Genomic DNA, 12,349 nt, shown 5'->3' with positions numbered 1-12,349 from the left:
GGGGGGCGATCCGTGGGAGGATCGTGCACATGTTGCGTTGGCTGACCGCGGGGGAGTCCCACGGACCTGCACTCGTCGCGATTCTGGAGGGCCTTCCGGCCGGTGTGTCCGTCACCTCTGACGACATCGCCGCCGCACTGCTCCGCCGCCGCGCCGGGTACGGTCGGGGCGCCCGGATGAAGTTCGAGAAGGACCAGGTCTCCGTCATCGGAGGCATCCGGCACGGCATCACCCAGGGTGGGCCGGTCGCGATCGAGGTCGGAAACACCGAGTGGCCCAAGTGGGAGAAGGTGATGTCGCCGGACCCGGTTCCCGCCGAGGAACTGGACGGCGTGGCGCGCAACGCGCCGCTCACCCGCCCCCGCCCCGGCCACGCCGACCTCGTCGGCATGCAGAAGTACGGGCACACCGAGTCCCGACCGATCCTGGAGCGCGCCAGCGCCCGCGAGACCGCGGCCCGGGTCGCGGTCGGCGAAGTCGCCCGGCAGTTCTGCCGCCAGGCGCTCGGCGTCGAGATCCTCAGCCACGTGGTCTCCATGGGGCCCGTAGCGGTTCCGGAGAACGCTCCCGAACCGCAGCCGCAGGACCTCGCCGCGATCGACGAGGACCCGCTGCGCTGTTTCGACGCCCAGACCAGCGCCCGCATGGTCGAGGAGGTCGACGACACCAAGAAGTCCGGGGACACCCTGGGCGGAGTCGTCGAGGTGCTCGCCTACAACCTGCCGCCCGGGCTGGGCAGCCACGTCCACTGGGACCGCCGTCTGGACTCCCGCCTTGCCGGGGCCCTCATGGGCATCCAGGCCATCAAGGGCGTGGAGGTCGGTGACGGTTTCCGTACCGCGGCCCGCCGCGGTTCCGAGGCCCACGACGAGATCGAACCGGGCCCCGACGGCGTGCGCCGCCGCACCAACCGCGCGGGCGGTGTCGAAGGCGGCATGTCCACCGGCGACCCGCTGCGCGTGCGTGCCGCGATGAAGCCCATCGCCACGGTGCCCAAGGCGCTGGACACCGTCGACATCGAGACCGGCGAGTCCACCAAGGCCAACCACCAGCGCAGCGACGTCACCGCGGTCCCGGCCGCCGGTGTGGTCGCCGAGGCCATGGTCGCCCTGGTCATCGCAGAGGCCGCCGTCGAGAAGTTCGGCGGCGACTCGCTCTCCGAGACCGCCCGCAACCTCCGGGGCTACCTGGACTCGCTGGAGATCCGCTAGAACGACCGGTCCGTCCTCACCGGAGGGCGGGCCGCCCTTCTCCCGGCCCTCGGGGAGGTCCCCGCCCCGCCGCCGTCCACCGCCTGGTCGACTCCGGGCCGGCGGAGGCGGTGTTTCTGCTAGACAGGGGGGCACACGGTAGAGATTTCCTCCCCGCCCCCGTGGGGAGCGGCACCCCCAGAGGTAGGCAGAGCGTGGCAAGAGCGATCGCGGTGCTCATCGGTTCGCCCGGTTCGGGCAAGTCCACCGTCGGTGAGGCACTGGCCCGCCGCCTCGGCGCGGACCTGTTGTGCACCGACACCGAGATCGAGAAACGGGCGGGCAAGCCCATCAGCGACATCTTCATCCAGGACGGCGAGGAACACTTCCGGGCCCTGGAGCGCGAGGTGGTCGCCGAGGGGCTGCGCGCCTGGGAGGGCGTCATCGCGGTCGGCGGCGGCGCGGTCCTGGACGAGGACACCCGCAGGGACCTGGCCGACCACCACGTGGTCTACCTCCAGGTGGAGTTCGGTGAGGCGGCCAAGCGCGTCGGGATGGACGTGGCCCGCCCCCTGCTGTCCGGGAACCCGCGCACCCAGCTGCGCAAGCTCCTCAACGAGCGGCTGCCCGTCTACGAGGGCCTCGCCACGGTGACCGTGCCCACGACGGAGTACCACCCCGAGGAGATCGTCGACAGCATCGTGTCCTCCCTCCCCGAGGGGCCCCAGCCCACTGGAAAGGCCGAGAAGTGACCGCGACCCGGATCGGTGTGGGCGAGCCCGCCGGACGCTACGACGTGGTGGTCGGCAGCGGGGTCCTCTCCGAACTTCCCTCCCTGGTCGGCGACGCCGCGCAGGTGGCGGTCATCCACCCCGAAGGGCTGGGCGAGATCGCCCGCCCCGTGGTCGGTGCTCTGGAGGAGGCCGGCTACCGGGTGCTGCCCATGCCGGTACCCGACGGCGAGGCCGCCAAGACCGCCGCCGTCGCCGCCGACCTGTGGTCGCGTCTGGGCGGGGCCAACTTCACCCGCAGCGACGCCGTGGTCGGTGTGGGCGGCGGGGCCGCCACCGACCTGGCCGGTTTCGTCGCCGCGACCTGGCTGCGCGGGGTCCGTTCGGTGCTGGTGCCCACCACCCTGTTGGGCATGGTCGACGCCGCGGTCGGCGGCAAGACCGGTATCAACACCCCGGAGGGCAAGAACCTCGTGGGCGCCTTCCACCCCCCGGCCGGGGTGCTCTGCGACCTCGCCACGCTGCCGAGCCTGCCCGGAGCCGACTACATCGGCGGACTGGCCGAGATCATCAAGGCCGGGTTCATCGACGACCCCGCCATCTGCGACCTGGTCGAGGACGACCCCGAGGGTGCCACCCTCCCCGAGGGCAGGCACACACGCGAACTCATCGAACGCGCCATCCGGGTCAAGGCCGACGTGGTCTCCGGCGACCTCCGGGAGAGCGGCCGCCGTGAGATCCTCAACTACGGCCACACCCTCGGGCACGCCATCGAACGGGCCGAGAACTACACCTTCCGGCACGGCTACGCGGTCTCCATCGGCATGGTCTTCGCCGCCGAACTCGCCCGCCTGGACGGCCGGATCGACGACGCCCTGGTCCAACGGCACCGGTCGTTGCTCACCTCGGTGGGTCTGCCCGTCAGCTACGCCGCCGAGGCCTGGCCCGAGCTGCGCGCCACCATGGCCGTGGACAAGAAGGCCCGCGGAGCCACCCTGCGCTTCGTCGTCCTGGACGGCCTGGCCGCGCCCGCGATCCTCAGCGGACCCGCGCCTGAGCTGCTGGACGAGGCCTACCAGGCGGTCGTGAACGGTTCCTGAGTCCCCGGGACCCACTAGACTGACCGGAGGCGAGGAGTGTCCGGGGCCGTTTTCTGCACAACCGACCGCCACGGGAACCGCGCCTCGCCCCACTGACCACCGACCGGACCAGCGAGTCCGGTCTCCGACGTGTCACACCCCTTGGAGAGACGACCGAAGTGGCCTCGACGAACGACATCAAGAACGGCACGACCCTGCGGCTCGACGGCGGCGTTCTCTGGAACGTCCTTGAGTTCCAGCACGTCAAGCCGGGCAAGGGCGGCGCGTTCGTCCGCACCAAGCTGAAGAACGTCCTCACGGGCAAGATCGTCGACAAGACCTTCAACGCCGGTGCCAAGGTCGAGTTCGCCAGCGTCGACCGCCGTGACATGGAGTACCTGTACCACGACGGTGACTCCTTCGTCTTCATGGACACCCAGACCTTCGACCAGATCCCGGTCTCCGAGGCCGTGGTCGGCGACGCCAAGGGCTTCCTCCTGGAGAACACCAAGGTCACGGTGGCCATCAACGAGGGCAACCCGCTCTACATCGAGATGCCCGCCGCCGTCGAGCTGGAGATCACCCAGACCGACCCGGGCGTCCAGGGCGACCGCTCCACCGGCGGCACCAAGCCCGCCACCCTCCAGACCGGCGCCACCATCCAGGTGCCCCTGTTCGTCACCACCGGCGAGCGCGTCAAGGTCGACACCCGCACGGGCGACTACCTCGGGCGTGTCAACTGATGAGTGGTGCACGGCGTAAGGCCCGTCGGCGCGCGGTGGAGGTCCTCTACGAGGCCGAGGTGCGCGGCACCTCGGTGGAAGACGTCATCAAGCGACGCCGGGCCCAACCCGAGCCGCCGATCAACGAGTTCACCGAGCGGCTCGCCCGCTCCGTCGACGAGCGGCGTGAGCGGATCGACGAGCTCCTGGACAGCTACGCCATCGGATGGACCCTGGAGCGGATGCCGGTCGTCGACCGCAACATCCTCCGGATGGGCGCCTACGAACTACTGTGGGCCGAGGACATCCCCGACGGTGTGGCGATCGCCGAGGCCGTCGGCGTGGCCAAGGAGCTCTCCACCGACGAGTCGCCCAACTTCATCAGCGGACTTCTGTCTAGGCTGATGGAGAACAAGTCGACGCTCTCGCTCTGAGGCCTCGCCGAGGCCGGGGCGGGCGGACCCAGCCCCTTCGGGGCCGGGCACTAGCTGATTGAGGGAACGCAGGTGACTGACAGGAGCGGCACGTCCGCGACCGCGACAGGCGGTTTCGGTACGAGCGGTGTGACCGGTCCCGCGCGGGTGGCCAACGCCGCTCGGACCGCCGTGGTGTGGGACGCGCTCTCGCAGCTGCTGGCCCGCCTCTCCGACGGCGAGCCCCTGGAGATCGTCGACGCGGGCGGCGGCACCGGCGGCGCCGCCGTCCCGCTCGCCGAGCTCGGTCACCGCGTGACCGTCGTCGAGCCCAGTCCGGACTCCCTGGCCGCCCTGGAGCGCCGCGCCGCCGAGAGCGGTGTCGCGGTGCGCGGCGTCCAGGGGGAGACCCAGGACCTGGCCTCGCTGTTCCCCGCCGACAGCGCCGACCTCGTGCTTGTGCACAACGTGCTCGAGTACGTTGACGAGCCCGCTGCCGCGCTGGCTGACGTCGCCGGTATCACGCGCCCCGGCGGTGCGGTCAGCCTTCTGGTGACCAACGCCGTCGCCGGCGCCCTGCACCGTGCCCTGGCCGGGCACGTCACCGAGGCGCAGCACCTGCTCTCGGACCCCGACGGGCGCTGGGGCGAGGCCGACCCCATGCCCCGGCGGCTCACCCGCCAGCAGCTCCTGGAACTGATCAACCACTCCGGTCTGACCGGGGAGAGCGTCCGCGGGGTGCGCGTGTTCGCCGACGTCCTGCCTGGGCACGCCTGGGAGGGCGACGCCCAGGCCGGGCAGCGCCTGGTGGAGCTGGAGAAGGCCGCCGCCGACCACCCCGAGCTGATCGGCATCGCCACCCAGTTGCACGCCGTCGCGTTCAAGTCCTAGCCCCCGCGGACCCGGGGCCGGGGTGGCCGGTCCCGGACCCGTTCCGGGGGCCGGCGGCTCCGGGCAGGACATAACCTGGGCTCATGAGCCGACGTCAACTGGAACGCGGTGCCGCCCTGCGCGGCATGGTCTCCCCGGACGGCATCGCGCCGTTGGGCGCGGACTTTCCGGTGGACGGTTCCGGCCCGGACGAGGACTGCCACGTCCTGCACCTGGACATGGACGCGTTCTTCGCGAGCGTGGAACAGCTGCGCCGCCCCGAGGCGCGCGGCCGCCCCGTGATCGTGGGCGGCACCGGTCCGCGCAGCGTGGTCTCCTCCGCCGACTACACCGCCCGCCGCCACGGCGTGCACTCGGCGATGCCCATGGCCCAGGCGATGCGGCTGTGCCCGGACGCCCTGGTCTACCCGCCGGACGGCGCCGCCTACCGGCAGGCCTCCGAGGCGGTCATGGACATCCTGCGCTCGGTGACACCCCTTGTGCAGCCGCTGTCGCTGGACGAGGCCTTCCTGGACGTCTCCGGTTCCCGTCGCCGTCTCGGCGGTCCCGTGCGCATCGCTGCGATGATCCGTGAACGGGTCCGGCGGGAGCAGCGCCTCACCTGCTCGGTCGGGGTCGCCGCCACCCGTTTCGTCGCCAAGCTCGGCTCCACCCACTGCAAACCCGACGGGTTGCTGCTGGTTCCCACAGCCGCGGTGCACGGATTCCTGGACCCCCTGCCCGTCGGGGCGCTGCCCGGGGTCGGGGACAAGACCGAACGCACACTCGCCCGGCTGGGGCTGCGCACGGTCGGCGCCCTGGCCCGGGCCGACACCCAGCTGCTGCGCATGGAGCTCGGTGAGAAGGCCGGTACCCGCCTGGCCGAGCTCGCCCGGGGTGAGGACCCCAGTCCGGTCCTGCCGGAGACCCAGGACAAGAGCATCGGCGCCGAGGAGACCTTCGCGGAGGACGTCGTCGACCCGGGTCTGATCGACCGGGAGCTGCTGCGCCTGTCCGAGAAGGTCGCGCACCGCCTGCGCGTCTCCGGTCAGGTGGGGCGGACGGTGAGCGTGAAACTGCGCAGGGCAGACTTCTCCACGATCACCAGGGCGAGGACCCTCTCCGAGAGCACCGACGTTGCTCGGGAGATCAGCACGGTGGCGCGTGCGCTCTACGCGGCGTCGGGGCTGAAGGGGTCGCCGCTGCGTCTGGTGGGGGTCCGGATGGAGGGGGTCGCCCCGGTGGAGCACGCGCACCGGCAGTTGGCCCTGGGGGAGGAGGACACCGGTTGGCGTGACGTTGAACGGGTTATGGACCGAGTGAAGGCACGTTTCGGTCCAGGCGCGATACAGTCGGCCGTATTGGCCAAGCGTGACGAAAACGACGTATGATGCGGCAACTTCCGGGGGCCTCCGAGCGTTGTCGGAGTAGAACCGGAGTCAGGGTAAGAAGAGAGGCATGGAAGCCGGTGTTTCCGATACAGGGCGAGGGTATCGTGGCCGTAGTGGGTCAGGTACACACGCAGCTTTTCTTTCCACCAGGCGCTAGTGCACCGTATTCTGGGCATACCACTGACCAAGAGACTGTTCATCAGTACCCGTCACCCCAACCGGGGACTGCAGTAGGGAGGCGCCGTGCCGCTCTCTGAACACGAGCAGCGCATGCTCGACCAGATCGAGCAGGCGCTGTATGCCGAGGACCCGAAGTTCGCGAACACTGTTCGGCAGACGAACCCGGGAGTCCATTACAAGCGCTGGATCATCAAGGCCGGAATCGGCTTCGTACTCGGCATGGGACTGCTGCTCCTGGGCCTGCTGTTGAGCAACCCGGACTCGTCGCTGGCGATTCCGGTCACCATCAGTGTCCTCGGGTTCATCTTCATGCTGGCCTCCTTCCTGCTGGGCGCCAACGCCTGGCGCAAGTCCGCCGGCGGCGGTGCGGAGGCGATGATGGCCGAGGCCGAGGCCGAGCCCAGACACAAGCGCAGGGGCGGCAAGCGCCCGGGCATGATGAACCGCTTCGAGGAGCGGTGGCGTCGCCGCCAGGAGGGCGAGGAGTAGGAACTCGCCCCTGTCGGGCCCCGGCCCCTGCAGTCAGACGGGCACCGTGAACACTCGTGTTCCGTGACGGTGGGGCCCGCACACGGTTACCGTGTGCGGGCCCCACCGTTCTTTCGCGTCCTGTTCTCCGGTGCCCTCTCCCGTCTCACCCACGCCTCTCGCGCACCCTGGCCCGGCCCTGTTTCCGGTGTCCTCCGGGCCCGTGCGCTCCACCGGTCTCCGGGGCGGCCACCGACCGGAGATCAGGTGGGCGGCTCGCGGCCGCACCGCCGACACCACCACCGCCCGACCGGGCCCCGGCGTACCCGGTCGGGCCCGGTCAGGGGACGGCGGGAGCGGCCGCGGCCTCGATCCGAGGACGGCGCCACGGCGCGAGGGAACGGGGGAGGAGGACGGCGCGCCACCGGTCGCCTCCGGCCGCGGCGGCGGCCAGCCCGGACCGGGCCGTACCCAGGTCCTCGGCCGGTCGACCGCCGCTTGCGGGGTCGGGAGCGTACCGAGCCGCCTCCTCCGCCAGGGCCAGGCGCCACAGAGCGGCCCGGACGTCGGTCGGTAGCGGGGCGCCGTCCCGCCCGAGGGCGCTCAGCCGCAGGGCGGTCGCCCGCGGGCTCTCCGTGAGCGACCAGTCCACCCCCAGGTCGATACAGGTGTCGCGTAGCTCCCGCCACGCCGTGTGTGCGGCCGGGGCTCCGGGCGAGGCCAGCGCGGACCGGCGCGACCAGCGAACCAAACCCCGGGCCAGGGCCGGGGCTGCCAACGACAGCAGGACGCCGAGCAGGCCCCCGACCACCGGCTGCCACGGCATTCCGGTGGTGTTTGCGGCGTCGTCCGCCGTGCCGCCGACCGCCTCGGTGGGTTCCTCCTCGGCGGAGCCGCTCTCCTCGGGAGAGGGCCGGGGCTCCTCCTCGTCCGTCTCGCTCGGCTCGGGCGCGTCGCGTTCCGAGGGTTCGGTGTCGGGGATCGGTGCGGGGTCGACGTCGGCGCCGGAGGTGTACTCGGGAACCGAGGCCGAACCCTGCCCGCGGGAGGAGGAGGGGGTGGGCTCGAAACGCACCCAGCCCGTCCCCTCGAAGTACAGCTCGGGCCAGGCGTGCGCGTCGCCGACGGACACGGACCAGCGGCCGTCGCCCATCTGCTCGCCCGCGGTGTATCCCACCGCGACCCGGGCCGGGATGTCGGCCTGACGGGCCATGACCGCCATCGCTCCGGCGAACTGCTCGCAGTAGCCGATCCGGTCCTCCGTCAGGAAGTGGACCAGAGGGTCGGCGTCGCTGGGGACCGAGGGCGGGCTCAGGTCGTAGGTGAAGGAACCGCCGGTGAAGAAGTCCTGGAGAGCGGTGGCGCGCTGGTAGGCGGAGTCGGCGTTCTCGGTCAGGGAGTCGGTGAGTTCCCGGACGCTCTCGTCCAGGTCCCGGGGGAGGTCCAGGTAGTCGCGGGAAAGGGAGCGGGGCACTCCGGCCTCGGCCAGGGCCTCGGCGTCGGGCTCGGTCTGGGCGGACTCGGCGGTGAAGCTGAACCCCGTCGGTGGTGTGTCGGTGGTGAAGACCATCAGGGTGTCGGAGTCCACGTACCAGTCACCGGACACCTCGACCGAGCGTGTGGGATAGGGCAGGGGCAGGAACTCCATCCGGGGGGCGTCGGACTCCAGGGACACCTGGGTGGTGACCGGGGTTCCGGTGTCCTGGTCCCAGCCCTCGGGGAGGGGGAGGACGTCGTCGAGGCCGGAGTCACGGCCGGCGTAGACCGGGGACATCGTCCAGTTCTCGCCGTCGAACTCGTCCAGGACGTAGGTGCGCAGGTACTCGGGGGAGTCGGAGTCCGAACGGTAGGTCAGCACGGTCCGGTCGGAGGAGGAGGCCAGGTCGCGCCGGAGCGAGACCAGCGGGTGCGTGGTGGTCACGTTGTCGCCCGACCCGAACTGGGTGTCGTCGGCCATCGTGTAGAAGGCGTCGGTCCTCAGGGAGGGCACCGCCAGGGGCAGGACCAGGGCCAGAACGATCGCTGTGGACGCGGCGGCGCCCACGGTGGCCAGCCGGACGGCCCTGGCGCTGAACCGGCTCGCGGGGTCGGGCCCGTCCGGGACCATCACCCCCCACGAGCGGCTCCGGGCCCACATGTCCGCGGCGAGCAGGGCGAGGAAGCCGGCGGCGCACACCCCGGCCTGCACCCAGGTCAGGCCCGTGTCGTCCACGGTGAGCGGAACCAGGAGCAGTGCCAGCAGCAGACCGCCGACCATCCCCGGGCAGCGCGCTGTCACGGCCAGGAAGTCCGAGGTCACCGCGAACACCAGGAAGGTCAGCGCGATGATCATCCGCAGGCCCTCGGAGGGCACGACCGGGGGAGCGCTGACGTTGATGTTGTGCACGCCCTGCTCGAACAGGGCCCAGGCGTGCTCGAAGGTGGCCGGGGTGGGCACGACGCCCAGGAAGCCCGTCCCCGGCGCGAACAGCGGGGTGAACAGCAGGGCCGCCGCGAACACCTGGAGGAAGGGCACCGGCAGGGAGTTGCGGCCGCTCAGCCGGTACAGGGCGGACACGGCGGTCGTGGCGGCCATGAGGAGGGCGGCCGGAACCCACCAGTCCCCGCCGCGTACCAGCCCGCCCAGCAGGGGCAGCGCGGCCAGCATCGAGACCAGGGCGGCCAGGGGCATCAGTGCTCTCAACGGGACCCCTCCCAGGGGGCGCGGGCCCCCGCGGGCGCCGGACGGCCCCCGCCGGTGGGGGAGGTCGCACGGTGCCACAGCGGGGGCAGTTCGGTGGGGTCGGAAACGGGCACCACGCGCCAACCGTTGGCCGCCAGCAGTTCGGCGGTGCGCCGGAGGTCCTCGGCCGAGGCCCAGGCGGCCCGGGTGCACAGCACCGCCACGTGCAGTCCGGACCCGTTGACCCGGGACAGGGCCAGGGCGTCCTCCGCGGAGAGGGCGCCCAGGACAGCGACCACCAGCCGGGCCGAGACGCCCCGGGCCCCCTCCAGGGCGCTGATACCGCCCCGCAGGCCGACGGTCTCGGAGGACTCCACGGTCGCGAGCCCGTCCAGCACCCCGGAGGCGTTCTCGGTGTGCAGACGGCCCCGTTCGGTGTGCAGGCGCAGCTCGTGCCCGGTGTCGAGGAGGTTCACCGCGACCGAGGCGGCCGCGCTGACCGCGGTCTCCAGCGAGCTCCAGGGCCCCTCGCCGGAGTGCGCTCCGTACCGGGTGTCCAGCAGCAGGGTGCTGTGCTCCCGCCAGTGCTGTTCGTCCCTGCGCACCATCAGTTCGCCGTGCTTGGCCGTGGAGCGCCAGTGCACCCGGCGCAGTTCGTCGCCGTGGCGGTATTCACGGGGGATGGGGTCCTGCTCGCCGACCCCGGTCACCGACCGGCGCGGTGTGTTCTCCCCCAGGGAGCCGTCCGACGCGCTGAGCGGGGCGAGCGCGACCACCGGCGGGGTCACCAGCAGGGGTGTGGGCGCTCCGACCATGCGGGTCACCCGGACACAGCCCAGGGGGTCCAGCACGCTCACCCGCAGGGGTCCCACGGGGTAGCGGCCGCGGACCGCTGGGCGTACCAGGTAGGTGACGTCGCGGACGGCGCGCGGGGGCAGGTGTCCCACCGTGTAGCGCGGTTCGTAGCCGAGCCGGACCGGGAGGGTGTCCTCGATCCGCACCCAGCTGACCGGCCAGCTCGGGGAGGAGTTGCCGATCCGGACGAGGACCCGGGTGTCGGTTCCGGCCGGGACGCGCTGCGGGCGCAGGGCCCGGCTGTGCACCACACGGCCGGTCGCGCCCAGCACGGTCAGGGCGGAGACCGGCGGTACCAGGGCCAGGAAGAGGCCCACGCCCACCAGTTCCCGCTGGCCGATGACGAAACCGCACACGAGGGCCACCACGCCGAAGAACAGCATCAGGCCGCCGCGGGCGGTGAGGGTTCGGTGCGGGCGCATGACCGTCTCTCGGGGTCGGGGGACTCTTCGGGGCGGCGGGTGGACGCCGGGGGAGGGGCGGGTCAGCGGGGCCCGGGCACGGGGAGGCGGGCGACCAGCTTGGCGACGATCTGCTCGGCGCTGAGCCGCTCCATCTGGGCCTCGGGGCCGGGGAGCAGTCGGTGGGCCAGGACGGGCACGGCCAGGGCCTGCACGTCGTCGGGGACGACGTAGTGGCGCCCCTCCAGGGCCGCGTGGGCCCGTGCTGCGCGCACCAGGTGCAGGGTGGCGCGGGGCGAGGCACCCAGGTTGAGCTCGGGGGCGGTCCGGGTGGAGTTGACCAGGTCGACGACGTAGCGGCGCATACCCGGTGCCACGTGGACGCCTTGGATCCGGTCCGCCAGGGAGCGGACCTCGGCCGTGTCGGTGACGGGGGTCAACTGTTCCAGGGGCGACCGGGATCCGTGGGTGTCGATCATGTCCAGCTCGGCCTGGGGCGAGGGGTAGCCCACGGAGACACGCGCCATGAACCGGTCCCGCTGTGCCTCGGGCAGGGCGTAGGTGCCCTCCATGTCGGCCGGGTTCTGTGTCGCGACGACCATGAACGGCCGCTCCAGCTCCCGGGTCTGCCCGTCGACGCTGACCTGTCGTTCCTCCATGCACTCCAGGAGGGCCGACTGGGTCTTGGGCGAGGCGCGGTTGATCTCGTCGCCGAGCACGATGTTGGCGAACACCGGGCCGGGGTTGAACTCGAACTCGCTGCGGTCCTGGTGGTAGACGCTGACCCCGGTGATGTCGCTGGGCAGCAGGTCCGGGGTGAACTGGACGCGCTGCACGGAGCAGTCCACGGCACGGCCCAGCGCCTTGGCCAACATGGTCTTTCCCACACCGGGGACGTCCTCGATGAGGAGGTGGCCCTCGGCGAGAAGGACGGTGAGCGCGATGCGCAGCACCTCGGGTTTGCCCTCGATGACCGTCTCGATCGCGCCGCGGACGCGGTCGGCGACGGTGACGACGTCACCGACGTCCCCCAGGACGCCGCCCCCGTGACCGTCGTGCTGTGTGCCGAGTGACACGAGACCCCTCTCACTCAGTATGTCCCGGTGTATCGATCCGAGGCTAGGGCCAATCAGACCGATTGCAAACCAAAGTGCCGGAATCGGTCTCCGGATGATTCCCCTGGGCATCGATGTGGTCAAAGCTTCGGAACCGTTCCCCTGATCACTGGCGGGAGAGCCGTTCACGATAACGGGACGGATGCGGAAAACCCCCGAATGTCGCCCCCGAACGCCGCGGTTCCGGGTCCTGCCCCGTGCCGGGGTGACGCGGGCTGTTCCGGGCTGTCGGGCAGGTCGGGCCCGGGCGGCGGGCGGCCCCGGTGCGACGC

11 protein-coding genes are annotated in these 12,349 nt (G+C 71.7%); 8 read left to right on the top strand and 3 right to left on the bottom strand.

Features of this window, described 5'->3' with window-relative positions; all coding sequences use genetic code 11:
• Nucleotides 1-29: 29 nt before the first annotated feature.
• The 8 genes from aroC (at nucleotide 30) to AC0VYD_RS17960 (ending at nucleotide 7,065) form a co-directional block, all read left to right on the top strand.
• Nucleotides 30-1,211, top strand: coding sequence for a chorismate synthase (aroC, locus tag AC0VYD_RS17995; RefSeq protein WP_475476664.1), 1,182 nt, complete (start codon nucleotides 30-32; stop codon nucleotides 1,209-1,211).
• Between the two features lie 212 nt (nucleotides 1,212-1,423).
• A complete protein-coding gene (locus AC0VYD_RS17990) occupies nucleotides 1,424-1,942 on the top strand; it encodes a shikimate kinase (RefSeq protein ID WP_475480299.1) in 519 nt (172 codons plus the stop codon).
• Nucleotides 1,939-3,021 (top strand): 3-dehydroquinate synthase, encoded by a 1,083-nt coding sequence (aroB, locus tag AC0VYD_RS17985; protein ID WP_475476663.1) that lies wholly within the window; start codon nucleotides 1,939-1,941, stop codon nucleotides 3,019-3,021. The genes AC0VYD_RS17990 and aroB overlap by 4 nt, the downstream gene beginning before the upstream one ends.
• Before the next feature lie 158 nt (nucleotides 3,022-3,179).
• Entirely contained in the window at nucleotides 3,180-3,743 is a 564-nt protein-coding gene (gene efp, locus AC0VYD_RS17980) for an elongation factor P (RefSeq protein WP_191272365.1), read from the top strand.
• Nucleotides 3,743-4,156, top strand: coding sequence for a transcription antitermination factor NusB (gene nusB, locus AC0VYD_RS17975; protein WP_191272362.1), 414 nt, complete (start codon nucleotides 3,743-3,745; stop codon nucleotides 4,154-4,156). Before efp ends, nusB begins: the two co-directional genes overlap by 1 nt.
• Nucleotides 4,157-4,228: 72 nt before the next feature.
• Nucleotides 4,229-5,026, top strand: a complete 798-nt coding sequence (locus AC0VYD_RS17970; RefSeq protein ID WP_475476662.1) for a methyltransferase domain-containing protein — start codon at nucleotides 4,229-4,231, stop codon at nucleotides 5,024-5,026.
• A gap of 83 nt (nucleotides 5,027-5,109) precedes the next feature.
• Nucleotides 5,110-6,396 (top strand): DNA polymerase IV, encoded by a 1,287-nt coding sequence (dinB, locus tag AC0VYD_RS17965; protein WP_475476661.1) that lies wholly within the window; start codon nucleotides 5,110-5,112, stop codon nucleotides 6,394-6,396.
• 243 nt (nucleotides 6,397-6,639) lie between these two features.
• Nucleotides 6,640-7,065 carry a DUF3040 domain-containing protein gene (locus AC0VYD_RS17960; RefSeq protein WP_473038823.1) on the top strand — a complete coding sequence of 142 codons (426 nt, stop codon included), beginning with the start codon at nucleotides 6,640-6,642 and terminating at the stop codon, nucleotides 7,063-7,065.
• 319 nt (nucleotides 7,066-7,384) lie between these two features.
• Here AC0VYD_RS17960 and AC0VYD_RS17955 read toward each other — a convergent pair whose 3' ends face one another.
• From AC0VYD_RS17955 to AC0VYD_RS17945, 3 genes are all read right to left on the bottom strand, one after another.
• Entirely contained in the window at nucleotides 7,385-9,715 is a 2,331-nt protein-coding gene (locus tag AC0VYD_RS17955) for a transglutaminase TgpA family protein (protein WP_475480298.1), read from the bottom strand.
• Nucleotides 9,716-9,723: 8 nt separating this feature from the next.
• On the bottom strand, nucleotides 9,724-10,983 hold the full coding sequence (locus tag AC0VYD_RS17950; protein ID WP_475476660.1) for a DUF58 domain-containing protein: 1,260 nt from the start codon (nucleotides 10,981-10,983) through the stop codon (nucleotides 9,724-9,726).
• 62 nt (nucleotides 10,984-11,045) lie between these two features.
• On the bottom strand, nucleotides 11,046-12,038 hold the full coding sequence (locus AC0VYD_RS17945) for an AAA family ATPase (protein ID WP_475476659.1): 993 nt from the start codon (nucleotides 12,036-12,038) through the stop codon (nucleotides 11,046-11,048).
• Nucleotides 12,039-12,349 lie beyond the last annotated feature (311 nt).

It is taken from the genome of Nocardiopsis sp. iso_40, from assembly GCF_056173285.1.
The sequence above is the reverse complement of the archived record's forward strand: the minus strand, read 5'-3'. Positions and strand labels throughout refer to the sequence as shown.

What these genes read in the sequence shown, in the direction of transcription:
- aroC (WP_475476664.1), top strand. Translation starts at nt 30, where the DNA reads ATGTTGCGTTGGCTGACCGCGGGGGAGTCCCACGGACCTGCACTCGTC.
- nusB (WP_191272362.1), top strand. Translation starts at nt 3,743, where the DNA reads ATGAGTGGTGCACGGCGTAAGGCCCGTCGGCGCGCGGTGGAGGTCCTC.
- dinB (WP_475476661.1), top strand. Translation starts at nt 5,110, where the DNA reads ATGAGCCGACGTCAACTGGAACGCGGTGCCGCCCTGCGCGGCATGGTC.
- AC0VYD_RS17955 (WP_475480298.1), bottom strand. Translation starts at nt 9,715, where the DNA reads ATGCCCCTGGCCGCCCTGGTCTCGATGCTGGCCGCGCTGCCCCTGCTG.
- AC0VYD_RS17950 (WP_475476660.1), bottom strand. Translation starts at nt 10,983, where the DNA reads ATGCGCCCGCACCGAACCCTCACCGCCCGCGGCGGCCTGATGCTGTTC.